This window comes from Actinoallomurus iriomotensis (genome assembly GCF_030269445.1).
Lineage (GTDB): Bacteria > Actinomycetota > Actinomycetes > Streptosporangiales > Streptosporangiaceae > Actinoallomurus > Actinoallomurus iriomotensis.
Genome location: NZ_BSTJ01000001.1, coordinates 221,409 through 245,528, shown reverse-complemented (window position 1 = coordinate 245,528; position 24,120 = coordinate 221,409). Strand labels below are relative to the sequence as shown.

Annotated in this window: 22 protein-coding genes; 17 read left to right on the top strand and 5 right to left on the bottom strand. The window is 72.9% G+C overall.

Going from position 1 to position 24,120, the window contains the following annotated elements; translation table 11 throughout:
• Positions 1–139: 139 nt before the first annotated feature.
• Positions 140–3,475, bottom strand: coding sequence for a DUF4132 domain-containing protein (locus QSK37_RS01145; RefSeq protein ID WP_285616896.1), 3,336 nt, complete (start codon positions 3,473–3,475; stop codon positions 140–142).
• 158 nt (positions 3,476–3,633) lie between these two features.
• Here QSK37_RS01145 and QSK37_RS01140 point away from each other — a divergent pair, with 158 nt between their 5' ends.
• Entirely contained in the window at positions 3,634–4,806 is a 1,173-nt protein-coding gene (locus QSK37_RS01140; RefSeq protein ID WP_285616894.1) for a CaiB/BaiF CoA transferase family protein, read from the top strand.
• On the opposite strand, the gene QSK37_RS01135 is transcribed toward QSK37_RS01140, so the two are convergent.
• The gene (locus QSK37_RS01135) at positions 4,803–5,687 is read right to left on the bottom strand and encodes an oxidoreductase (protein ID WP_285616893.1); all 885 of its coding nucleotides are present in this window, start codon (positions 5,685–5,687) and stop codon (positions 4,803–4,805) included. The genes QSK37_RS01140 and QSK37_RS01135 overlap by 4 nt on opposite strands.
• A 214-nt stretch (positions 5,688–5,901) precedes the next feature.
• On the opposite strand from QSK37_RS01135, the gene QSK37_RS01130 reads away from it, so the two are divergent.
• Positions 5,902–7,275 carry an APC family permease gene (locus tag QSK37_RS01130; RefSeq protein WP_285616892.1) on the top strand — a complete coding sequence of 458 codons (1,374 nt, stop codon included), beginning with the start codon at positions 5,902–5,904 and terminating at the stop codon, positions 7,273–7,275.
• Here the strand turns inward: QSK37_RS01130 and QSK37_RS01125 are convergent.
• Positions 7,211–8,005, bottom strand: a complete 795-nt coding sequence (locus QSK37_RS01125) for a carbon-nitrogen hydrolase family protein (protein WP_285616891.1) — start codon at positions 8,003–8,005, stop codon at positions 7,211–7,213. The genes QSK37_RS01130 and QSK37_RS01125 overlap by 65 nt on opposite strands.
• Before the next feature lie 218 nt (positions 8,006–8,223).
• On the opposite strand from QSK37_RS01125, the gene QSK37_RS01120 reads away from it, so the two are divergent.
• From QSK37_RS01120 to aroQ, 11 genes are all read left to right on the top strand, one after another.
• Entirely contained in the window at positions 8,224–9,396 is a 1,173-nt protein-coding gene (locus QSK37_RS01120; RefSeq protein WP_432705513.1) for a pyridoxal phosphate-dependent aminotransferase, read from the top strand.
• Between the two features lie 106 nt (positions 9,397–9,502).
• Positions 9,503–10,450 carry a carbamate kinase gene (locus tag QSK37_RS01115; RefSeq protein ID WP_285616890.1) on the top strand — a complete coding sequence of 316 codons (948 nt, stop codon included), beginning with the start codon at positions 9,503–9,505 and terminating at the stop codon, positions 10,448–10,450.
• Between the two features lie 11 nt (positions 10,451–10,461).
• Positions 10,462–11,568, top strand: coding sequence for a barbiturase (bar, locus tag QSK37_RS01110; protein WP_285616888.1), 1,107 nt, complete (start codon positions 10,462–10,464; stop codon positions 11,566–11,568).
• Between the two features lie 178 nt (positions 11,569–11,746).
• On the top strand, positions 11,747–12,385 hold the full coding sequence (locus QSK37_RS01105; RefSeq protein WP_285616887.1) for an SseB family protein: 639 nt from the start codon (positions 11,747–11,749) through the stop codon (positions 12,383–12,385).
• A gap of 88 nt (positions 12,386–12,473) precedes the next feature.
• Positions 12,474–15,449 carry a glycine--tRNA ligase gene (locus QSK37_RS01100; protein ID WP_285616886.1) on the top strand — a complete coding sequence of 992 codons (2,976 nt, stop codon included), beginning with the start codon at positions 12,474–12,476 and terminating at the stop codon, positions 15,447–15,449.
• Positions 15,450–15,527: 78 nt separating this feature from the next.
• Positions 15,528–15,770, top strand: coding sequence for a type II toxin-antitoxin system VapB family antitoxin (locus QSK37_RS01095; RefSeq protein WP_285616885.1), 243 nt, complete (start codon positions 15,528–15,530; stop codon positions 15,768–15,770).
• Positions 15,665–16,195, top strand: coding sequence for a TA system VapC family ribonuclease toxin (locus QSK37_RS01090; RefSeq protein WP_285616884.1), 531 nt, complete (start codon positions 15,665–15,667; stop codon positions 16,193–16,195). The genes QSK37_RS01095 and QSK37_RS01090 overlap by 106 nt, the downstream gene beginning before the upstream one ends.
• A gap of 135 nt (positions 16,196–16,330) precedes the next feature.
• On the top strand, positions 16,331–17,506 hold the full coding sequence (gene aroC / locus QSK37_RS01085) for a chorismate synthase (RefSeq protein WP_285616883.1): 1,176 nt from the start codon (positions 16,331–16,333) through the stop codon (positions 17,504–17,506).
• On the top strand, positions 17,503–18,003 hold the full coding sequence (locus tag QSK37_RS01080; RefSeq protein WP_285616882.1) for a shikimate kinase: 501 nt from the start codon (positions 17,503–17,505) through the stop codon (positions 18,001–18,003). Before aroC ends, QSK37_RS01080 begins: the two co-directional genes overlap by 4 nt.
• Positions 18,000–19,067 carry a 3-dehydroquinate synthase gene (gene aroB, locus QSK37_RS01075; protein WP_285616880.1) on the top strand — a complete coding sequence of 356 codons (1,068 nt, stop codon included), beginning with the start codon at positions 18,000–18,002 and terminating at the stop codon, positions 19,065–19,067. Before QSK37_RS01080 ends, aroB begins: the two co-directional genes overlap by 4 nt.
• Positions 19,068–19,072: 5 nt before the next feature.
• Entirely contained in the window at positions 19,073–19,519 is a 447-nt protein-coding gene (gene aroQ, locus QSK37_RS01070; RefSeq protein ID WP_285567191.1) for a type II 3-dehydroquinate dehydratase, read from the top strand.
• Between the two features lie 60 nt (positions 19,520–19,579).
• Here the strand turns inward: aroQ and QSK37_RS01065 are convergent, their stop codons facing one another.
• Both QSK37_RS01065 and QSK37_RS01060 read right to left on the bottom strand, forming a co-directional pair.
• Positions 19,580–20,209, bottom strand: a complete 630-nt coding sequence (locus tag QSK37_RS01065) for a nitroreductase family protein (RefSeq protein ID WP_285616878.1) — start codon at positions 20,207–20,209, stop codon at positions 19,580–19,582.
• Between the two features lie 31 nt (positions 20,210–20,240).
• Positions 20,241–20,801, bottom strand: coding sequence for a TetR/AcrR family transcriptional regulator (locus QSK37_RS01060; protein WP_285616876.1), 561 nt, complete (start codon positions 20,799–20,801; stop codon positions 20,241–20,243).
• Between the two features lie 76 nt (positions 20,802–20,877).
• On the opposite strand from QSK37_RS01060, the gene QSK37_RS01055 reads away from it, so the two are divergent.
• The 4 genes from QSK37_RS01055 to efp are packed head-to-tail and all read left to right on the top strand — an operon-like array spanning position 20,878 to position 24,120.
• On the top strand, positions 20,878–21,300 hold the full coding sequence (locus QSK37_RS01055) for a PaaI family thioesterase (RefSeq protein ID WP_285616874.1): 423 nt from the start codon (positions 20,878–20,880) through the stop codon (positions 21,298–21,300).
• Between the two features lie 59 nt (positions 21,301–21,359).
• On the top strand, positions 21,360–22,406 hold the full coding sequence (locus tag QSK37_RS01050; RefSeq protein WP_285566573.1) for an LLM class F420-dependent oxidoreductase: 1,047 nt from the start codon (positions 21,360–21,362) through the stop codon (positions 22,404–22,406).
• 53 nt (positions 22,407–22,459) lie between these two features.
• Positions 22,460–23,527, top strand: coding sequence for a M24 family metallopeptidase (locus QSK37_RS01045; protein ID WP_285616873.1), 1,068 nt, complete (start codon positions 22,460–22,462; stop codon positions 23,525–23,527).
• A gap of 35 nt (positions 23,528–23,562) precedes the next feature.
• On the top strand, positions 23,563–24,120 hold the full coding sequence (gene efp, locus QSK37_RS01040; protein WP_285566569.1) for an elongation factor P: 558 nt from the start codon (positions 23,563–23,565) through the stop codon (positions 24,118–24,120).

The window sequence follows — 24,120 nt, the reverse complement described above, 5'->3', positions numbered from 1 at the left end:
GGCGACTCCGCCTTCGCGGACGGGCGGCGGCGGCCCCCCGGCACGGCCGCCGACCGGCCGCGTCGCAGTCGGCCGGATGCCCGCGCCGGGCGCGTGCGGCGACCCGCCCGGCCCGTCACCGCCGGCCCGTCACCGCCGGTCACACGGTCGGTGGCGCTGTCTCCACGAACGCTTCGGTCAGGTCCGCGAGGGTTTCGGAGATGATCGCCGGGTCCAGGGCGTCGAAGGCGGGGCCGTCGCGGTCCGGCCGGGGGTCGTCGGGCCGGTCGGCGAGCCGGACGTGCAGGACCTTCTGCTCGGGGTCGTCGATGCCGGCCCCGGCCACGATGCCCGGATCGAGACCGATCACCAGGTGACGGCCCGCCCCCATCTCCCGCGAGATCCAGCGCGTGACGCCGCGGTCCTGCGGCTCTCCCCGTTCCCAGCCGCGCCGGATCAGACGCAGTACACCGCGGATCGGCATCGTGCGTCCCTCGAAGCGTTCCAGCCGGCCGCTCGGCCGCTCGGCCTCGGTCAGGGTGTGCACGGTCCGGCCGAGCTGGGGGAAGGGCTGCAGGATCTCGTAGTCGGCGAACAGTTCGGACCAGGCCGCCAGGTCGCGGCCGAGGTCGACCGGGTGCGCGATGTGGACCACGGCCGACTCGGGCAGGTCCAGCGCGCCGTCGGTGATGCCGGCGAGGGTGCGGTCCTCGGCGATCCGGAACGCCGTCGTCCGGTCGCCGTCCTCGGCGACCCATACCAGCCTGCGGGTGATGTGCCAGGTCAGCGGGTGTGCGACGAACAGGTTCCGGAATTCGGCGAGCGTCCAGCGGCGCCGGGTCACCATGGCGCTCTCGAGCCGGCGGACCTGATCGCCGGCGACCGTGCGGACGTCCTTTCTGAGCCCGGTGAACCTCCGGTACGCCGCCTCGGCGCGCTCGGGGTCGTCCTTCGCCCCGGGTCTCGGCAGTGTCTTGCGCCGTCTGCCGTGCTCGTCGGTGACGTACGGGCGGAGCTGTTCGTCGAAGCCGGCGACGAACCGCCGCGGTCCGTAGTCGAGGAGGAGAGTCCCGTCGGGGTCGAGCCCGAAGTCCGGCACCAGCCGGTCGGCGAGCCGCTCGGGTGTCAGCCCCAGCCGCGCGGCGACCTCATCGATCCGTGCCCGGGCCCGCGCCTTGAGCGCCGGGAACCGCACCTTCCGCGCGATTCCGTCCAGGTGCATCAGCGCGACGTCGGTGCCGATCTCGCCGAGCACGTCCAGGCCCTTGACCGCCTTGGCATGCCCGCCCTCGCCCGGCCAGGCCCGGATCACCGGCGCGAGCCGCCGCACCGTCTCGTCGTCGCCGAGCCAGCCGAGCTGCGTCAGCGCCCAGCCGTCCCGGGCCGGCGCGCCGGCCGCCTGCCAGCCGCGGAACAGCACCCAGGAGAACTCCGCCAGGGAGGCCGGGTCGCAGGCCTCGCGGACCGGCCCGATCCCCGGGTACATCGCGCCGGGCTTCGACAGCGCGAGCATGGTCAGGAGGTAGGCGGTCGCCTCGCGCGGCAGCGCCCGCGTGCGGTCGCGCAGCCGGACCTGCGGGAGCAACGCGGACTCGGCCCACCGCCCGATCGCCGGCATCCGGTCCGGGAGGAGCTCCGTCGGATCGATCGCCAGGAACCGTTCGATCGCGCGCGCGGCCTCGTCGCCGGACACGCGCGCGGCCGTCACGACCGCGTCGGCGCCGTGCTCGGACGCGAGGTGGCGAAGGGCGCCCTCGGCGTCCTCGCGCCGCTGCCCGGGCTCGCCGAGCGCGGCTGGCACGAGGTACGGCACGGCGTCCGTGCCGTGCCGTCCGAACCAGCCGACGGCGGTCGCGCGCACCGACGCCGGCCGGGCCAGCCAGCCGGCCGCCAGCAGCGCGGCCTCGGCGTCCAGGAACGGCAGGAGAACGGCGGCGGCTCCGGACGGGTTCGTCCGGGCGGCGTACAGCGCGAGGGGGAGGGCGTCGAGCTCGAACCGCGCCACGACGGCCGGCATCCACGCCGCCGCCCCCGCGAGCCGCCCGGGTCGCCAGGTCCCGACCAGCGGCCGCAGCGACTCCTCCGGGCCCCATAGGAACAGCGCGGGGTCGCGGTCGGTCCTCGTTCCGGCCCGGTACTCCTCGATGGCCTTGATCGCGATCTCGCGTCGCTGATACCCGTAGGTGGCCGGCTCGGCTCCCGCCCACCGCTCCCGCTCGCCATCGGCCCAGGTCACCGCCTGCCGGGCGGGCGGCGTCAGCCCGGCGACGACGGTGGGCTCCGGCGGCGTGAGCCTCCGGGACCACGGCGGCGTGAGCAGCACCGGCGGGAGGGCGTCGGCCGGGGCGTCCGGCACCCGCGTGTTCGCCGCCCCGAGCGAGTCGATGACGGCACGGACGCCGGGCGGCAGGTCCGGCAGCGCGGCCGCCGTACGCGCCGGAGCGGCCAGCAGGTGCCCGGCCAGCAGCTCGCGGGCGAGTTCGGCGGCACGCGACGACCCGCGGGTCGCGGGGGCGAGCAGGCGCATCGCGCGGATCGGGAAGCGTTTCATCGCGCCGAGCAGCGCGGGCTGGACGTACTTGCGGCCGAGGCGGTCCACCAGGGCCTGGAACGCCTCGTCCGACGGCAGCAGGGCGAGCGCGCCGAGCATCGTGCGGGTCTCGGGCACCGACAGGTCCTGGTCCAGGGCATCGGTGAGCAGCGGCGCCATCGCCGCACCGAGCCCGTCGACCATGGTGGCGACGACGCCCGTGGGGAAGTCCCACCACCGCGGCGGCACCCGGTCGCCGAGCGCGGCGAGCTGGTCCGCCGAGCTCAGGGCGAGCAGCGGCATCCACCGGAGCGGATCGTCCGGAGGGGCGGCGCAGCACTCGTCCACCCAGTCGCGCCGGTCCGGTACCAGGTAGGAGACGACGGCCCGTTGCGCGGGGTCGCGCCGGCAGCCCGCGAGCCGCTCCACGGCCTCCGCGTGAACCTCGTCGTCGGCGGCGGCCAGCCGGGTGCGGAGCCGGCGCGACGCGTACTCGTCGCGCCACCAGGCGCGCGTGTGCGCGCCGTGACGTGAGGCGGCGACCACCCGGGCCGGCCCGTTGCCGGGGATCCCGTCGACGGCGGCGGAACCGAACTCGGCGTACGCGCAGGCGGCGAACGGCAGACCATGGTCGATGACCCAGCCTTCGGTGTTCCCCCAGGCGACCCCGCCGACGCTCCGGTGCACCCTGACCGACGCGACCACCGCCGCACCCGGCGGGTTCGGGGAGCCGTGAAGATGGGCGAGCCCCCGATCGGCCAGCTCGGGATCGGATCCGGGGTCGCGGAGCACCCGCTCGATCTCGGCGCGGTCCTCCGGTGAGAGGGGCCGGCCCCGCGAGGGCTCGCCCACCGCGGCGATCGACGAATCGCCCCGCCGCGGATGCCGACGCGCTCTCCACGCGGCCGGAAGGGTCAGGGCGTCTTCGCCGGGCCGTCGGGAGCCGGCGGTGGATCGGACGTTCACGTCGGCACACCGTAGGGCAGCACCCCGACGAATCGCTGCACATCCCTGGAAATGATCGTTACGGGCCCCGGGAGCAGTGAGGCGCGTCACAGCGGCCTTCCCGAGGGCGGCGTTCATACTGCCGGTAGGCATTCACCCGATCACGGAGGCGTCATCTGATGAACGGTCCACTCGACGGCATCGTGGTGCTCGACCTCACCCGCGTCCTGTCCGGGCCGCACGCGACGATGATGCTCGCCGACCTCGGCGCGCGGGTGATCAAGGTCGAGCAGCCGGGCACCGGCGACGAGACGCGCCAGTGGGGCCCGCCGTTCGCCACCGCGCCCGGGCGGGAGGACGTGGACCCCGGCGTCAGCACGTACTTCCTGTCCTGCAACCGGAACAAGGAGTCGATCACCCTCGACCTGAAGTCCGAGGAGGGCAAGGAGACGCTCACCCGCCTGATCCGGCACGCCGACGTCCTCGCCGAGAACTTCCGTACCGGCGTCCTGGACCGGCTCGGGTTCTCCTTCGAGCGGATGCACGAGATCAACCCGGCCCTGGTCATCCTGTCGATCTCCGGGTTCGGGCACGACGGGCCGGAGGGCGGGCGGCCCGGCTACGACGCGATCGTTCAGGGCGAGGCCGGGATCATGAGCGTCACCGGGCCCGCGCCGGACCAGCCGACCAAGATGGGCCTGTCGATCTGCGACATCCTCGCCGGGGTGAACGGCGCGTACGGCATCGTCGCCGCGCTGTACGAGCGGACCCGTACCGGGCGCGGCCGGGTGGTCCGCACCTCCCTGCTGGCCTCCGTCGTGGGCGCGCACGCCTACCAGGCCACCCGGTGGACGGTCGCGGGCGAAGTGCCGCGGGCGATCGGCAACGACCACCCCTCGATCGCCCCGTACGGCAGTTACCGGTGCGCCGACGGCCTGATCCAGGTGGGCGTCGCGAACCAGGGGCTGTGGAGGAGGTTCGCGCCGGTCGTGGCGATCGACCCGGACGATCCGCGCTTCACGACCGGCGCCGACCGGTCCCGTAACCGCGGTGAGCTGGGCGTCCTGATCGAGAAGGCGCTGGCGACCGGAACGCGGGAGCACTGGCTGGCCCGGCTCACCGAGGCCGGCGTCCCCGCCGGGGCGATCCGCTCCATCGACGAGGTCTACGAGTGGGACCAGACCCGGTCGCAGGGGCTCGTCGTCGACGTGGAGCATCCCGAGCTCGGCCGCATCGAGCTGCCCGGCCCGTCGCTGCGCTTCGAGGGGACGCCGCCGCGAGAGCACGCCGCCCCTCCGACGCTGGGCCAGCACACCGACGACGTCCTCGCCTGGTTGGACGAGGTGGACTAGCCGGGTCCATCGCTGGCGGCCGCGAGGAGTGGCACCACCAGATCGCTGATCGGCGTCGGGATGCCGTGGGCCCGTCCGCGGCGCCGCACGACACCGTTGCGGGTGTCCCATTCGAGCGGCCGGCCGGCTTCACGGTCGGCGAGGATGGAGGTGCCCATATCGGCCGGGTAGGCCTGGAGGCCGCCAACGATCTCTTGCGCCACCTCGTCGCTCAGTGCCGCGCCCTCGGCTCGGGCGACCTCCAGGCACTCCCGTAGATAGGCCAGAGACAGCTCGGCGATATCGGCTCTGGCGAACATGCCGGTGCGGCGGCCCGTGAGGACCATCAATCCGGCGACCGCGTTCTGCAGCAGCTTGCGCCACGCCACAGACGTGAAGTCCGTGGCCAGGTCGACCGAGCACCGAGTGCCGCGCAAAGCCTCGAGCACCACACGGGACGCCGGCGCGTCCGGCAGGGTGAGGCGCGCCTCGCCGCGCAACCACACAGAACCGTCGGGCTGCGCCTGGGCGGGGAACCACACGACCGAGGGGATGACGCGGGCGCCGGAGAGGTGAGACGCGACGATCGACCCTTGCTCGACGCCGTTCTGCAGAACACAGACAACGGTGTCCGCACCGCACAATGCCGTCAACCAGGGTGCCGCCGCCTCGACCTGCGTCGACTTGACGGCAAGGAGAACAAGGTCGACCGCTCCGCCGGCCTGTGCCGGGTCGATCCGCACAGGCCCCGGCACGATGACGCGACCCTCGCCCACGTGCAGCTCAAGGCGTTCACGCGCTGTGCGGCCACAGATCCTCGGTGTACGGCCGACCTCGTGCAGGGCCGCCGCCACGGTCGTGCCGATCGCCCCCGGACCCACGACTGCGACGGTTGGACTCATCGACATCATCATCTCCCTTGAGCGGTACCGGCCGTCCTGGACGGCCACCGTACGGTCCCGAGTGTCACCATGTGCCCCAGGACGTGCCCGCAGACCCGCCGGTCCCGCCTCCACACCGCAGCCGGTCCACCGATGACGTCCACACTCTGAGGGAGCAGGTAGATTCCTGACCTGCGCTTTTGTCTCGGATCGGGGGATTTGGATGGAGCCGCAGGTGCTCCGCCGCAGCCTGTCGTCGCGTGACCTGATCGTCTACGGGCTGCTGTTCATCGGGCCGCTCGCGCCGGTGGGCGTCTTCGGCGTCCTCGACGCCAGAAGCCACGGTTCCGTCGCCCTCGTCTACCTGGTGGCGACGCTCGCGATGGCGTTCACCGCGGTGTCGTACGCCCAGATGTCACGGAAGGTGCCGCAGGCCGGATCGGTGTACGCCTACGCGGGCATCGGCATCGGGCGGCCCGCCGGGTTCGCGGCCGGCTGGCTGGCGATGCTGGACTACCTGCTGATCCCCGCGGTCGGCTACCTGTTCTGCGGCATCGCGCTGCACTCGCTGGTGCCCTCGGTTCCGGCCTGGGTGTTCACCGCGCTCGCGTTCGTCTCGACCACGCTGCTTAACCTCTTCGGCGTGCGACTGGCCGCACGGGTGGGCTTCGTGGTGCTCGTGGTCGAGATCGTGCTGCTGGCGGTGTTCGTCGTCGCGGCGATCGTGGTGCTGATCATGGACGGTCCCGCCCGGCCGTGGACCTCACCCGCCCTCGGCGTCGGCGGCACGACCACGGCCGCGGTGATGGGCGCGGTCTCGGTGGCGGTGCTGTCCTTCCTCGGCTTCGACGCGATCGCCTCGTTCGCCGAGGAGAACACCGGCGACGAGCGCCAGGTCGGGCGGGCGGTGCTGTTCTGCCTGGGCGTCGCCGGTCTGCTGTTCGTCGTGCAGACCTACCTCGCCGGGCTGCTCATGCCGGTGAGCCCGCACCACCTCGCCCAGGCGCCGGCCGAGCAGGGCACCGCGTTCTACACGATGACCCGGACGGCGGTCGGCGTGTGGATGCAGCGGGCCTTCGCCGTGGTCAAGGGCGTCGGCCCGGCGTTCACGGCGATGGCGGCCGTGGCCGCGGCGTCCCGCCTGCTGTACGGCATGGCGCGCGACCGCGGCCTGCCGAAGGCGCTGGCGTCGGTGGACCCCCGCTCGCGGGTGCCGCGCGCCGCCCTGCTGACCACGGCCGCGGTCAGCCTGGTCGTGTCGGTGTGGGCGGCCCGCCGCGCGGACGGTCTGGACGTGCTCGTGTCGATCGTCAACATGGGCGCCCTGGCCGCCTTCACCCTCCTGCACGTCTCGGTGGTCGGCTACTACGTCATCCGCCGGGGCAGCCGCCGGTGGATCCCGCACCTGGTGGTCCCGGCCCTCGGCGCCGCGGTGTCGATCTGGATCATGGTCTCGGCGACCACGCCGGCCAAGCTCGTCGCCGCCGCCTGGCTGGTGGTGGGCGCCGTCGTCTACGTCGCCGGCGGCCGGACGAGGACCTCCCTCAGCCCAGCAGGTCGGGACGCCGGTGGGACAGAGACGGGAGCACCTTCCGTACCTGGTCGGTGACGCTCAGGTCGATCTCGGCGAGCCGTACGGACGGGGACGGGCCCAGGTCCGCCTGGACCACGCCCATCGGGTCCACCAGCATGCTCCGGCCCACGCCGCCCGGACGCCCCCGCGGCGGGGCGTTACGGTCCGGGGCCTTGCCCACGGCCGCGACCCACGTGGTGTTCTCGATCGCGCGGGCGCGGACCATCGTCACCCAGTGCTCCTCCTTGAACGGTCCCTGCGCCCAGGCCGCGATCACCGCGAACATCTCCGCGCCCGCGTCCACCAGCGCCCGCGCCAGCTCGGGGAAGCGCACGTCGTAGCAGGTGATCAGGCCGATCCGCGTACCGCACAGCTCCACCACCACCGGCGCGTCGCCGGGATCGACGAACTCCGACTCGCGGTCGTGGAAGGCGTCGAACAGATGGATCTTGCGGTAGGAGCCCACGAGCTCGCCGGACGCGTCGAGGGCCACCGCGGTGTTGTACACCCGGCCCGGTGACGCCGGCTCGAACACGCCCGCGATCACCGCGGTGCCGTGCTCACGCGCCGCCTCGGCCAGGCCCGTCACCCACGGGCCGTCGAGCGGCTCGGCGATCGAGGCCAGGTCGCCGCCGAAGCGGACCAGCGCCGCCTCCGGGAGGATCGCCAGGTCCGCGTCCGCCGCGGAGGCCAGGGCCTCGCGGGCGCGTTCGAGGTTCTCCTTCGGGTCGTCGCCGATCGTGATCTGGCACAGCGCCACTCGCATCGCGGACTCCTTTCCTGGAGGAGAATCGGCGCCGCGCGCCGGCTCGGTGCTCACTGGTCGCTCGCCCTCCTCACTCGCTCCGCGGCCGGACTCGTCCCTCGCCCGGCCACTCCACTCGCTACGTCGGGCTCGCTCCTGCTCACTGGTCGCTCCACTGTGGCACAGACCGGGCGTAGCGCCCGTGGGGTCGTCCTGTCCGCGTTGTTACCCTGAGCCGCGTGACGGTCAACATCGATCCGCTGGTCGCCCGGATGCGGGGCTTCGGCACCACCGTGTTCGCCGAGATGACCGCCCTGGCGGTCCGTACCGGAGCGGTCAACCTCGGCCAGGGGTTCCCCGACACCGACGGTCCGGCCAAGCTGCTGGAGACCGCCGTCGAGGCGATCCGCGGCGGCGCGAACCAGTACCCGCCCGGCCCCGGCGTGCCCGAGCTCAGGGAGGCCGTCGCCGCCCAGCGGTCCGGCCGTTACGGCCTGACCTACGACCCCGCGGACGAGGTGCTCGTCACCGTTGGCGCGACCGAGGCCATCGCCTCGACGCTCCTGACCCTCTGCGAGACCGGCGACGAGGTCGTCGTGTTCGAGCCGTACTACGACTCCTACGCCGCGATCATCGCGCTGGCCGGAGCCGTGCGCCGTCCGGTCACGCTGCGGCCCGACGGCGACCGGTTCACCTTCGACCCCGCCGAGCTGCGCGCCGCCGTCACCCCGCGCACCCGGCTGATCCTGCTCAACTCCCCGCACAACCCGACCGGCACCGTGTTCTCCCGCGCGGAACTGGAGATCATCGCGGACCTGTGCCGCGAGCACGACCTCGTGGCCGTCACCGACGAGGTGTACGAGTACCTGACCTTCGACGGTTCCGAGCACGTGCCGATCGCCACGCTGCCCGGCATGCGCGACCGCACGGTGGCGATCTCCTCGGCCGGCAAGACGTTCTCGGTCACCGGCTGGAAGACCGGCTGGATCACCGCGCCGCCGCGGTTCGTCCGCGCCGTGCAGACCGTCAAGCAGCACCTGACCTTCACCTGCAGCGCCCCGTACCAGCGGGCGGTCGCGTACGGGCTGGGCGCCGAGCTGGAGTGGGTCGAGGCGCAGCGGACCGCCCTGCAGTCCAAGCGCGACCGGCTCACCGCCGGCATCCAGGCGGCCGGGCTGACCCCGCTGTACACCCAGGGCACGTACTTCGTCCAGGCCGACATCCGCCCGCTCGGCTTCACCGAAGGGCTGGAGTTCTGCCGGGTGCTGCACGAGCGGGCCGGCATCGTCGCGATCCCCAGCCAGGTGTTCTACGACTCCGGCGCCGGCGACCCGTACGTCCGGTTCGCCTTCTGCAAGCGCGACGAGGTCATCGACGACGCCGCCGCGCGCCTTCCCCGCGTGGCCCCCTGAACACCGGGGGAGCGGCCCCGTACGCTCACACCTGACAAAGGAGGCGCGCTCGCTGGGCATACTCTGCCCATGAGCACACCACAGGTCAGAGACTAGGTTCGCCTTCGTGACCACCGCGAACGGCGAGCGCGTCGTCATCGCCCTCGGCGGCAACGCGATGACGGGACCGGACGGCGACGCCACGCCGGACGCCCAACTGTGCGCCGTGGAGGCGGCCGTCGGGCCGGTCGCGGACCTGGTCGCCGGGGGCGCGCAGGTCGTGCTGACCCACGGCAACGGGCCCCAGGTCGGCAACCTGCTGATCAAGAACCAGCTGGCCGCCCACGTGGTGCCGCCCGTGCCCCTCGACTGGTGCGGCGCGCAGACCCAGGCGACCATCGGCGTCCTCCTGCTCAACGCGCTGGACCGCGCCCTGGCCGCGCGCGGCGCGAACCGGCCGGTGGCCGTCGTGGCGACCCGCACCCTGGTGGACGCCGCCGATCCGGGCTTCGACGCCCCGGCCAAGCCGGTCGGCCGTTACTTCTCCGCCCACGAGGCCGAGCGGGGCCGCGCGCACGGCGAGGTCTGGCGGTCGTTCGGCGACCGGGGCTGGCGCCGGGTCGTCGCCTCGCCGGAACCCCAGGAGATCATCGACGCGCCCGCCGTGGACGCCCTGCTCGCGGCCGGGTTCATCGTCGTGGCGGCCGGGGGCGGCGGCGTCCCGGTGGTACGCGCCGACGGCGGCTTCCGCGGGGTCGAGGCGGTCATCGACAAGGACCTCGCCGCACAGTTGCTGGCCCGCCACGTCTCCGCCACGACCATGGTCATCGCCACGAACGTCGAGTACGCCATGACCGGGTACGGCACCCCGGACCAGCGGCCCATCCGGCGTACGACGCCCGCCCGGCTGCGGGCGTACGCGGCGGAGGGGGAGTTCGCCGGGGGCAGCATGGGCCCGAAGGTCGAGGCGGCGGTGCGCTTTGTCGAGACGGGCGGGAAACGGGCGGCGATCACTTCGCTGGAGCACATCGGCGACGCCGCGGACGGCAAGGCCGGAACAGTCATCGAGTTGTGAAGGGTGAGGACATGCCGGACCCGATTGAGGTACGCAAGGTCGCCATCGAGAGCGTCACGGACGCGTCGGGGCTGGCCCGGCTGATCGACGACGGTGTGATCGAGGCCGATCGCGTCCTCGCCGTGATCGGCAAGACCGAGGGCAACGGCGGCGTCAACGACTACACGCGCATCCTCGCCGACCGGGCGTTCCGCGAGGTGCTCGTCGCCCGGGGCACGCGTACGCCGGAGGAGGTCGCCCAGGTGCCGCTCGTGTGGTCCGGCGGTACGGACGGGGTGCTCAGCCCGCACGCGACGATCTTCGCGACCGTCGACCCGTCCTCGGCGCCGGCGACCGACGAGCCCCGCGTCTCCGTCGGCGTCGCCATGAGCGAGGTGATCCTGCCCGAGGACATCGGGCGCCCCGCCATGGTGGAGAAGGTCGCCGGCGGCGTGCGCGACGCCATGAAGGCGGCCGGCATCCAGGACGCCGCCGACGTCCACTACGTGCAGACCAAGACGCCCCTGCTCACCCTCGACACGATCAACGACGCCAAGCGGCGCGGCCACGACGTCGTCACCGAGGACACCCTGAAGTCCATGGACATCTCCAACTCCACGACCGCGCTCGGCATCGCCGTCGCCCTCGGGGAGATCGAGATGCCGGAGTCGGAGCAAATACACAAGGACCTGTCGCTGTACTCCTCGGTCGCCTCCTGCTCCTCCGGAGTGGAGCTCGACCGGGCCCAGATCGTCGTGGTCGGCAACGTCCGGGGCATCGGCGGCCGCTACCGCATCGGCCACAGCGTGATGCGGGACGCCCTGGACGCCGACGGCATCTGGGCCGCGATCCGCTCATCAGGCATCGACCTGCCCGAACGCCCCCACCACGACGACCTGGACGGCCGGCTCGTCAACGTGTTCCTCAAGTGCGAGGCGGACCCGAGCGGGTCGGTGCGCGGCCGCCGCAACATCATGCTCGACGACTCCGACGTGCACTGGCACCGCCAGATCAAGGCGTGCGTCGGCGGTGTCACCGCGTCGGTGACGGGCGACCCGGCCGCGTTCGTCTCGGTGGCCGCCGTCCACCAGGGCCCCTCGGGCGGAGGCCCGGTCGCGGCGATCGCCGACCTCGGCTGATCCGGGGCCGTCCCGCCAGGCCGTCGCCCCGTGCGCGGTGCTCGTGGGACGGCCCTCACACCGGTCCTCGCACCGGCCATCCGCGCCAGGCCGGAGCGACCGGATCCATAGGCCTATACGCTGGTCTGTCGTGTCCGAAAGAACCATTCCTCAGCCCGAATTCCCCGACGATGACGGCATGGCACCCGCCAAGCTGGAGGCGGCGCTGCGCGCCTACTCCGGTGGGCACGGAGAGCACGCCGTCCTCGCCGCCCTCGCCGGATCACGCCTGTTCGTCCCCGTGGTCGCCGTCCTGACCGAGGATGAGACGGTGGACGGACTGCGCCGTGAGAAGGAGAGCGAGATGGCGCTGCCGACGCTCGTCGGCGACGACGGACGGCGCGGCGTGCTGGCCTTCACCTCGGCCGAGAGCCTCGCCCGCTGGAAGGCGGACGCGCGCCCCGTCGCGGTGCGCATCGCCCAGGCGTGCCAGGCCGCCCTCGACGAGGGCGCCGACGCCGTGGTCATCGACGTGGCGGGCCCGGTGCCGTACGCCATCGAGGGCCCGAGGCTGCGCGTCCTCGCCGAGGGCGGCACGATCACCGCCCCGCACGAGGACCCGGACGTCCTGGCCGCCGTCCAGGAGGCCGCCGGCGGGCTGCCGGGGATCACCGGCATCCAGGTACGGCCCGGGACGCAGAGCGACCTGGCGATCCGGCTGCGTCTCGCCCAGGACGCCGACGAGCAGGTGGTGCTGCGCGCGGCCGCCGACCGCCTGTCCGAACGCCTGAGCGGCCGCATCGCCGGAGGCCTCGAACTCGGCGTGGTCTTCTCCTGACGCTCGGCCCCGCCGCCCGGCTTCCGGTTCTCCGGCGCGCCGGGCGGCGGGCGCGCAGGGGGGCGCCGTGTCTCGTTAGGCTCGGGACATGCCGACGACGCTGACGATGCAGGACGCCCTGATCCGCCTCACCGAATACTGGACCGGGCAGGGATGCGCCATCATCCAGCCGATGAACACCGAGGTCGGCGCCGGCACGCTCAACCCCGCCACCGCGCTGCGGGTCCTCGGGCCTGAGCCCTGGAGGGTCGGCTACGTCGAGCCCAGCGTCCGTCCGGACGACTCGCGGTACGGCGACAACCCCAACCGGCTCCAGACGCACACGCAGTACCAGGTGATCCTCAAGCCCGAGCCCGGTGACGCGCAGGAGCGCTACCTCGGCAGCCTGGAGGCCATCGGCATCGACCTGCGCGCCCACGACGTGCGGTTCGTCGAGGACAACTGGGCCTCCCCGGCGCTCGGCGCGTGGGGGCTCGGCTGGGAGGTCTGGCTCGACGGCCTGGAGATCACCCAGTTCACCTACTTCCAGCAGTCCGGCGGCATGGCCCTCGACCCGGTCTCGGTCGAGATCACCTACGGCATGGAGCGCATCATCATGGCGCTCCAGGGCGTCGGGCACTTCAAGGACATCGCGTACGCGCCCGGCCTGTCCTACGGCGAGGCGTTCGGGCAGGCCGAGTACGAGATGAGCCGCTACTACCTCGACGACGCCGACGTCGAGGCCAACCGGGGGCTGTTCGCCGCGTACGAGACCGAGGCGCGGCGCATGATCGAGGCGCGCCTGCCGGTGCCCGCCCACACGTACGTGCTCAAGTGCTCGCAGGCCTTCAACGTGCTCGACGCGCGCGGAGCCGTCGGCACCACCGAGCGCGCCAGCGCGTTCGCCCGTATGCGCTCCCTCGCCCACGACGTCGCGCGGCTGTGGGCCGAGCGCCGCGAGGAGCTCGGCCACCCGCTCGGCGACGCCGCCACCCGCCCGGTGCCCGAGCGCCGCGCGGACGCCTTCCCCGAGATCGGCGAGCCGTCGGCGCTGGCGTTCGAGATCGGCTTCGAGGAGCTGCCCGCCACCGAGACCGAGCGCGTCGCCGGTGCCGTGCGCGACAGCCTCACCGAACTCCTGGCCGGCACCCGGCTGCGCCACGGCGAGGTCCGGGTGATGTCCGCGCCGCGCCGCGTCGTCGCCGTCGTGGACGACGTCCAGCCGCGCGAGGACGACGTCGAGCGGACCGTACGCGGCCCGCGCCGGTCGGCGGCCTACGACGCCGACGGCGCGCCCACCAAGGCCGCGCTCGGGTTCGTCCGCGGCCAGGGCGCCGACGTCGCCGACCTGCGCGAGATCACCGTGAACGGCGGGGAGTACGTCGGCCTCGTCCGCACGGTCGCGGGCCGGCCGGCCGCGGAGGTGCTCGCCGAGGTCCTGCCCGGCGTCGTCACCGCGCTGCGCGCCGACCGGAACATGCGCTGGAACGCGCCCGGCCTGTCCTACAGCCGCCCGATCCGCTGGATCGCCGCGCTGCTCGGCTCCCACGTCGTGCCGTTCACGGTGTCGACGCTGGACAGCGGCCGTTCGACCCGCGTGCACCGCACCGCAGACGAGCCCGTCGTCGAGGTGGCGGAGGCGGGCCGGTTCCTGGACACGCTGCGCGCGCACGGCATCGAGCCGGACGCCGGGGTCCGCCTGCGGCGGATCGCCGAGGCCGCGGCCGAGCTCGCCGCCACGGCGGGCGGAATGCCCGACGAGACCGTCCTGCCCGAGGTCGTGAACCTCGTGGAGGAGCCGGTGGCCCTCCTCGGCTCCTTCGACGAGCGCTACCTCGAGCTGCCCGCCGAGGTGCTCACCACGGTCATGCGCAAGCACCAGCGGTACCTGCCGGTCAGCGCCGCCGGCCGTCTCCTGCCGCACTTCGTCACGGTCGCGAACGGCGCCTGCGACCTCGGCGTGGTGCGCGCGGGCAACGAGGCGGTCCTGCGGGCCCGGTTCGAGGACGCCGCGTTCTTCTTCGCGGCCGACCTGCGCACGCCGCCGGAGGAGATGACGACGGGCCTGGCCGCGCTGACCTTCGAGGAGCGCCTCGGGTCGATGGCCGACCGCGCCGGCCGCATCCGCTCGATCGCGCTGACCCTCGCCGACCGCGCCGGCCTGGACGATGACGAGCGGGCGACGCTCGAACGCGCGGCGCGCCTCGCCAAGTTCGACCTCGCCTCGCACATGGTGATCGAGCTGTCCAGCCTCGCCGGGACGATGGCGGGGGAGTACGCCCGCCGCGCCGGCGAGCCGGAGCCGGTCGCGGAGGCGCTCGTGGAGATGGAGCTGCCCCGCTCGTCCGGCGACGCGCTCCCCGTCTCGCTGCCGGGGGCGCTGCTCGCCGTCGCCGACCGGCTCGACCTGCTCGCCGGCCTGTTCGGCGTCGGCGCCGAGCCGACCGGCAGCTCCGACCCGTACGGCCTGCGCCGGGCGGCGCTCGGCCTCACGGCGATCCTGCGGGCGCACGACCGCCTGGCCGGCATCCGGGTGGACGAGGGCCTGGCGGTCGCGGCCGCCTGCCAGCCGGTGGAGGTGAGCCCGGAGGCGGTGCGTGAGGCGGAGCGGCTGACCGCGCGCCGGCTGGAGCAGGCGCTCCTGGAGGCCGGCCGCCCGGTGCACGTGGTGCGCGCCGTCCTGCCGCACGCCGCCACACCCGCGCGCGCCGCACGTGACGCCGCCGACCTGGAGGGGCTGCTGGAGTCGGAGGAGTTCGCCCGGTTGACCGTCGCGCTCCAGCGGGTGCTGCGGATCGTGCCGCCGGACACGCCCGCGTCCTATGAGCCCGCGCTGTTCGAGGACGACGCGGAGCGGGCGCTGGCCACCGCCCTCGCGGGCGCCGCGGACAAGCTGCGCGGCGGCCCGCTGCCGCTGCCGGAGTTCGCCAACGTGGCCGAGGCGCTGGTCGAGCCCATCGACGACTACTTCGACAAGGTGCTGGTCATGGCCGAGGAGCCGGCCCTGCGCGCGAACCGGCTCGGCCTCCTCGCCGCCGTCCGCGACCTCGTCGCCGGCGTTCTCGACTGGCGGGAGATCGCCTGACCCATCACTTTCAGCGTTGAAGCGGCGACGCCGAGTAGTGGCGTATGGGAATATGGGTCCATGGGTATGGTCGGCCATATGAAGACCACAGTGGAGATCTCCGATGGGCTCCTGCAGGAGGCGCGCCGGATCGCGAGTCAGGAGGGCGCCACGCTGAGATCGCTGATCGAAGAGGGCCTGAGAGCGGTTCTCGAACGGCGGGCGCGCGGCGGCCGATGGACTCTCCCGGACGCGGCCGTGGACGGAGAGGGCCTTCGCCCGGAGGCGCGCGGCGCTTCGTGGGAAGAGCTTCGAGCGATGGCGTACGGGGAACGTCTGTGATCGCTGTCGACACCAACGTTCTGGTTTACGCGCATCGGCGAGACAGTGCGTTTCATCTCGCTGCCGCGTCCCGCGTGCGGGAACTGGCCGAAGGGCGCGCTCCGTGGGCGATCCCGTGGCCATGCGTGCATGAGTTCTTCTCCGTCGTCACGCATCCGCGTATCTACGTCCCTCCCAGCACCGCCGAGCAGGCGATCGACCAGATCGAGGCGTGGCTCGCCTCGCCGTCGCTGGTGACGCTCGGCGAGGGGACCGGCTATTGGGACGCACTCCGGTCGATGCTCATGGAGGGCAAGATCGCCGGACCGCTCGTACACGACGGAAGGATCGCCGCTCTGTGCGCCGCGCACGGAGTGCGGGAGCTGTGGACCGTGGATCGTGACTTCAGCCGGTTCTCCGGCCTGAGCATCCGGAATCCGCTGTGACGACGACGCGCGGCCGGTCACGACCCCGAACGCGGCTGCCGTCGGGACCCCGGCACCCGGTTCCCGACGGCCGCCCGGGTCCGGATGCTGGGACGGCTGCGTGAGGCGCCGCTCGTACATGAAAGTATTTACCGCATGTTGCGCTGGCTGACCGCGGGGGAGTCGCATGGCCCGGCCCTCGCCGCGATCCTCGAAGGGCTGCCCTCCGGTGTGGCCGTGACCTCGGCCGACATCGCCGAGGCACTGCGCCGCCGGCGCCTGGGCTACGGACGCGGCGCCCGCATGAAGTTCGAGCAGGACGAAGTCGAGATCATCGGCGGCATCCGCCACGGCCGTACGCTCGGCGGCCCGATCGCGATCCGCGTGGGCAACACCGAGTGGCCCAAGTGGGAGACGGTGATGGCGGCCGACCCGGTCGACCCCGACGTGCTCGCCGAGCAGGCGCGCAACGCGCCGCTGTCGCGGCCCCGCCCGGGCCACGCCGACCTCGTCGGCATGCAGAAGTACGGCTTCGACGACGCCCGGCCGATCCTCGAACGCGCCAGCGCCCGCGAGACGGCCGCCCGGGTGGCGATCGGCGAGGTCGCGCGCGCCTTCTGCCGTCAGGCGCTCGGCGTGGAGATCCTCAGCCACGTGGTCGCGCTCGGTGAGGTGAGCGTCCCCGAGGGCGTGGTCCCCGAGCCCGGCGACCTCGAGCGCGTCGACGCCGACCCGGTCCGCTGCCTCGACCCGGACACCAGCGCCGCGATCGTGGCGCACATCGAGCAGGTCAAGAAGGACGGCGACACGCTCGGCGGCGTGGTCGAGGTCGTCGTGCACGGCCTGCCGCCGGGCCTGGGCAGCCACGTCCACTGGGACCGGCGCCTCGACTCGCGTCTCGCCGCGGCCCTCATGGGCATCCAGGCGATCAAGGGCGTCGAGGTCGGCGACGGCTTCCGCCCCGCCGCGCGGCGGGGCTCGGAGGCACACGACGAGATCGTGCGCGACGGGGAGATCCGGCGGGTCACCAACCGCGCCGGCGGCGTCGAGGGCGGCATGACGACCGGGGAGACCCTGCGGGTCCGCGCCGCCATGAAGCCCATCTCCACGGTGCCGCGCGCACTGTCCACGATCGACGTGCTGTCCGGCGAGCCGGCCAAGGCCATCAACCAGCGCAGCGACGTCACCGCCGTCCCGGCCGCGGGCGTGGTGGCCGAGGCGATGGTGGCCCTGGTCATCGCCGAGGCCGCGGTCGAGAAGTTCGGCGGCGACTCCGTCGAGGAGACCGCCAGGAACCTGCAGGGCTACCTATCCTCACTGGTGATCAAATGAAACCCAAGGCCGTCGTCATCGGCCCGCCCGGGTCGGGCAAGACCACGGTCGGACGCCTCCTCGCGGAGCGGCTCGGAGTCGACTTCCGCGACACCGACCACGACGTCGAGGCCGTGGCCGGCAAGCCGATCGGGGAGATCTTCGTCGACGACGGCGAGGAGCGCTTCCGTGCACTCGAACGCGCGGCGGTTCAGGAGGCGCTCACCGCGCACGACGGGGTGCTCGCCCTCGGCGGCGGCTCCGTCCTCGACCCCGGCACCCAGGCCGACCTGGCGGAGGTGCCGGTCGTCTACCTGGAGGTCGGGCTGTCGGACGCGGTCAAGCGGGTCGGCCTCGCCTCGGCGCGCCCGCTCCTCGTGCTCAACCCGCGCAGCCAGTTCCGCAAGCTGATGGAGGAGCGCCGGCCGATCTACGAGGGTCTCGCCACGATCCGGGTCGCCACGGACGAGCGCGAGCCCGACGACATCGTCGACGAGATCGTCAAGGGGCTTTCATGAGCCGTGTCCGGGTCGGCGGCGACGCCCCCTACGACGTGGTGATCGGCACCGGGGTGCTCGGCGAGCTGCCCTCGCTGCTCGGCGAGGCCGGGACCGTCGCCGTCGTGCACGCCGAGGGGCTGCCGGAGATCGCGCGGCCGGTCTGCCACGCGCTCACCGCCGCCGGGTACGACGCGCGCCCGCTGCCGGTGCCCGACGGCGAGGCGGGCAAGGACGTCAACGTGCTGGCCGGGCTGTGGTCCGCGTTCGCCGGCCTGGGCATGACCCGGTCGGACGCGATCGTCGGCGTCGGCGGAGGGGCCACGACGGACCTCGCCGGGTTCGCCGCCGCGACCTGGCTGCGCGGCGTACGCGCCGTGCTGGTGCCGACCACGCTCCTCGGCATGGTCGACGCGGCCGTCGGCGGCAAGACCGCGATCGACATCCCCGAGGGCAAGAACCTCGTCGGGGCCTTCCATCCGCCCGCCGGCGTCCTGTGCGACCTGGCCACGCTCGTGACCATGCCGCGCGAGGACTACGTCGCCGGCCTCGCCGAGGTGATCAAGGCCGGGTTCATCGCCGATCCCCGCATCCTGGAGCTGATCGAGGAGGACCCGGAGGCGGCGGGCCGTCCGGACGGGCCGCACACGCTCGAACTGATCGAGCGCGCCATCGCGATCAAGGCGCGGGTCGTGTCGGAGGACCTGAGGGAGAGCGGTCTCCGGGAGATCCTCAACTACGGCCACACGCTCGGCCACGCGATCGAGAAGGTCGAGGGGTACCACTTCCGGCACGGCGACGCGGTCGCGATCGGCATGGTGTACGCCGCCGAGCTGGCCTGCCTGGCCGGGCGGTTGGACGCCGACGTCGTCAAGCGTCACCGGGAGATCCTCACCGCGGTGGGCCTGCCGACGTCGTACGCGGTCGAGGCCTGGGCGGAGCTGCGCGAGACGATGCGCGTCGACAAGAAGGCGCGCGGCGCCCGGCTCCGGTTCGTCGTGCTGGACGACCTGGCCGTCCCGGGCCGCCTGGAGAATCCGGACGAGGACCTGCTGAGGTCCGCCTACGAACGGGTGGCCCGATGAACCCCATGGCAGAGGTGCTGGTCCTGAACGGTCCCAACCTCGGCCGGCTGGGCAGCCGTGAGCCGGACGTGTACGGCGCCGCGACCTTCGACGACCTGGCCGGCCTGTGCCGCGACACGGCGCGCCGCCTGGGCCTGCACGCCGAGGTGCGCCAGACCGACGACGAGGCGGAGCTGATCGGCTGGCTGCACGAGGCCGCCGACGGGCACATCCCGGTCGTGCTGAACCCGGCCGCCTTCACGCACTACTCCTACGCCGTACGCGACGCCATCGCGCAGCGCACGGCGCCGCTGATCGAGGTGCACATCTCCAACCCGGCGGCCCGCGAGGAGTTCCGCCACACCTCGGTCGTCGCGGGCGTGGCGTCGGGCACCATCGCCGGCTTCGGCACCTTCTCGTACGTCCTCGCCCTCCAGGCCGTCGCCGAGCTCCTCGCCGAGTCGGCGTCCTAGCCACCTCGGCCCGGGAGGCGGCGCACGACGGCCCGGCCCTGACGGTGGGCTGAGCGAGGGTCACCAGCGGTCGAGGTGCAGAACCTCCTCCAGCGGCTGTCGCCGCGCCGGGCGGAACGTCTCCCCGGTGTAGTAGGCCGTCGGGATCAGCGAGCCCTGGCGGATGTCGTCCGGCAGCCCGAGCAGCCCGGCGACCTCCCGCTCGTACGCGAGATGCAGCGCCGTCCACGCGGTCCCGAGCCCTCGGGCGCGGGCGGCCAGCATGTAGCTCCACGTCGCCGGGTGCAGTGAGGCCCACAGCCCGGCCTGCCCGCCGCTCGGCACGGTGGTGACGCGCAGGCAGGGGATGACCAGCACCGGCACCTCCGCGATGTGCTCGGCGAGGTACGCGACGCCCTCACCGATGCGGCGCTGGACCGGCGCGCGCTCCGGGTCGTCGGCGAACAGCCGGGGCGCCGCGTGGTCCGACGCCAGGTACTCCCGCGCGGCCCGCGTGAACACCCGGCCGATCGCCGCGCGCTGGTCCGGGTCGGTGACGACGATCCAGTGCCAGCCCTGTTTGTTGCCGCCGCTCGGCGCCTGCAGCGCGATCTCCAGGCATTCGCGGATCAGCTCGGGCGGGACCGGGCGGGTCAGGTCGAGCCGCCGGCGTACGGTGCGAGTGGTGGTGAGCAACTCGTCGGGCGTCATGCGCGCATGATCTCAGGGGCCCGCCCCGCTCTCACCCCTTCTCGCACGCCGAGGCGATGAGGTCCTCCAGTTCCGCCACCACGTCGTCGAACGGCTCCAGCGAACGGCGCGCCCGGCACAGCAGGGTCGCGCCCTCGGCCGAGGCGATGACCAGCGTCGCGACCCGCGCGGCGCGTTCGGGCGTCGCCCCCGCGGAGACCAGGCCGGCCGCCAGCGCGTCCTGCCAGCGCCGGAACGCCGCCGCCGCGGCGTCGGCGAGCCGCGACTCCGTGATCACCGCGACGATCGGGCAGCCCGCGCGGAAGTCGCTGTCCACCAGTACGCGACGCCACCAGCCGCTGAACGCCCGGACCGCCGCCACCGGGTCGTCGTCGCGGGTGGCGGCGCGGACGCCGGCGGCCACGAAGTCGCCCGCGTACCGTACGGCCTCCTCGGCGAGCTGCTCCTTGCCGCCGGGGAAGTGGTGGTAAATCGAGCCGCGCGGCGCCCCGCTGTGCGCGATGACGTCGCTGAACGCCGTGCCGCTGTAGCCGTGTTCGCGCAGCAGGTAGGCCGCGCTGCGCACCATCCGCTCCCGGGAGTCGGAGGCCATGAGACGTTCACCACCTTGACTATGACGTCCATCATAGAAGAGCCTCACTATGCCGACCGTCATAGAGGAGGATGCCGTGCCGACCGGACTTGATCAGCTGAAGGCGTTGCTGGACGGGCGGGTGACGGGCATCGGGTCGCTGCTCGGCATGACGGTCGAGACGCTCGAACCCGGGCGGGTGGTGTTCACGCTGCGGACCCGGCCCGACTTCGGCAACCCGCTGGGCACGCTGCACGGCGGCGTGTGCAGCACCCTGCTCGACTCGGCGATGGGCTGCGCCGTGCACACCTCGCTGCCCGACGGCGCGGGTTACACGACGCTGGAGTTGAAGGTGAACTTCGTGCGTCCCGTACGGCTCGACGGCGTCGGGCTCCGCTGCGAGGGCACCACGATCCACCTGGGCGGCCGGATCGCCACCACCGAGGGGCGCGTCACGGACGAGGAGGGCCGCCTGGTCGCCCACGGCACGAGCACCTGCATGGTGTTCAGGCCGGCCTGACTACGCTATTACTGAACCTGATTCGGTTTTTGGACGGAACGGCTGAGAGGTGCCGCGGCATGCGTATCGGGATGTCCCTCAACTACGCGGGGGGCTTCAGGGAGACCGTCGATGAGCTCGCCGACTACGAGAAGGCCGGGCTCGACATCGTGTTCGTGCCGGAGGCGTACAGCTACGACGCCGTGAGCCAGCTCGGCTTCATCGCCGCGCGTACGGAGCGGCTGCAGATCGCCTCGGGCATCCTCCAGATCTACTCGCGTACCCCGACCCTGACCGCGATGACCGCCGCCGGCCTGGACTACGTCTCCGACGGCCGGTTCGTGCTGGGCATCGGCGCGTCGGGCCCGCAGGTCATCGAGGGCTGGCACGGCGTGCCGTACCACGCGCCCGTCGGCCGCACCCGGGAGATCATCGAGATCTGCCGCGCGGTGTGGCGCCGCGAGCGCCTGTCCTACGACGGCCGGTACTACAAGCTGCCGCTCCCCGCCGATCAGGGCACCGGCCTCGGCAAGCCACTGAAGCTGATCAACCATCCCGTGCGCGAGCGCATCCCGATCATCATCGCGTCGCTCGGCCCCAAGAACGTCGAGATGACCGCCGAGCTGGCCGAGGGCTGGGAGCCGATCTTCTACGTCCCGGAGAAGGCGGACCGCGTGTGGGGCGAGGCCCTGGCCAAGGGCAAGGCCAAGCGCGACCCCGCGCTCGGCGAGCTGGACGTCGTCGCGCAGGCGCCCCTGGCGATCGGCGACGACGTCGAGGGCTACCTCGACTTCGGCCGCCCCATGGCCGCCCTCTACATCGGCGGCATGGGCGCCAAGGGCCGCAACTTCTACAACGACCTCGCCTGCCGCTACGGCTACGAGCGGGAGGCCGAGGAGATCCAGGACCTCTATCTCGACGGCAAGAAGCAGGAGGCCGCCGAGAAGGTCCCGTACGAGCTGCTGCAGAAGACCTCGCTGATCGGCACCGAGGGCTTCGTGCGCGACCGGCTCGTGGCGCTGAAGGAGTCGGGCGTCACGACGCTCAACGTCACGCCGATCGCCGGCGACCACGCGGAGCGCGTCAAACTGATCGAGAAGGTGCGTGACCTGGCGGCCTCCGTCTGAGCGACCGCCCGGCCCGGTGTGCCGCCGGGCGCGCCGGCGCGTACAGTCGGGGCATGCCCGGGATCCATGAGACACGCCGCGCGCGCCTGGCCGCGCTCGTGGCCGACCAGGGAGCCGACTTCGCCCTGGTCACCCGGCTGGTCAACGTCCGTTACCTGTCCGGTCTGGCCAGCTCCAACGCCGCTCTCCTTGTGGGCGCCGACGGCACCGCGGTGCTCGGCACCGACGGGCGCTACGCGGGTACCGCGGCGCGCGTGTGCCCGGAGCTGGAGTGCGTCGTCGACCGCGACACCGCCGGCGCGCTGGGCTCACGCGCGTCCGGGCGGCTCGCCTTCGAGGCGCACGACGTGACCGTGGAGGCGCACCGCGAGCTCGCCGCGAAGCTCGAGGGCGTCGAGCTGGTTCCGCTGGGCCGCGCCGTCGAGGAGCTGCGCCAGATCAAGGACGAGGACGAGATCGCGCTGCTGCGCGAGGCCTGCGCGATCACCGACCGCGCGTTCGACGCGGTGCTGCCGTTCATCCGGCCCGGCCGCACCGAGCGGGAGATCGCCGTCGCGCTGGAGCGGTCGATGGTCGACCTCGGCGCGGAGCGGCCCGCATTCGCCTCCATCGTGGCGAGCGGGCCGAACGGCGCGATCCCGCACCACGTGCCCGGCGCCCGCGTGATCGAGTCCGGCGACTTCGTCACCATGGACTTCGGTGCGCTGTACGGCGGCTACCACGCCGACATGACGCGCACCGTCGCCATCGGATCCGCCGCGGGCGCGCTGCGGGATATCTACGACCTGGTCGCGGCCGCGCAACGCGCGGGCGTCGAGGCCGCGGTCCCGGAGGCCGCCACCAAGGACGTCGACGCCGCGTCGCGCGACGTCATCGACGCCGCCGGGCACGCCGACGACTTCCCGCACGGCCTCGGGCACGGTGTCGGACTGGAGATCCACGAGGCACCGCTCCTCGGGTACGACAAGACCGGTAAACTGACGGATCGAGTTCCGATCACCGTCGAGCCCGGCGTCTACCTCGCGGGGCGCGGCGGAGTGCGCATCGAAGACACTCTGGTCGTCCGTACGGACGGCGCGGAGCTGCTCACCAAGACGACCAAGGAACTGCTCGTCATCTAGACGCGGCAGGCCGCCGACGCAGGAGAACATCGCACGTGGCGACGACGAACGACCTCAAGAACGGCATGACGCTGAATCTCGACGGCCAGCTGTGGACCGTCACGGAGTTCCAGCACGTCAAGCCAGGCAAGGGCGGCGCGTTCGTCCGCACCAAGCTCAAGAACGTCCTTTCCGGGAAGGTCGTCGACAAGACCTTCAACGCCGGGACGAAGGTCGACGTGGCCAACGTCGACAAGCGGGAGATGCAGTACCTCTACCGCGAGGGCGAGGACTTCGTCTTCATGGACACCGAGACCTACGACCAGCCGCACATCCCCGGCGCCACCGTGGGTGACGCGGCCGACTACCTGCTGCCCGAGCAGAACGCCGTGATCGCGTTCAACAACGACACGCCGCTCTACATCGAGCTGCCCGCCGCGGTCGTCCTCGAGGTGACCGAGACCGAGCCGGGCCTGCAGGGCGACCGCTCCACCGGCGGCACCAAGCCGGCCACGGTCGAGACCGGCGCGGTCATCCAGGTCCCGCTGTTCATCACGACCGGCGAGAAGATCAAGGTCGACACCCGGTCGGGCGACTACCTGGGCCGCGGCTGA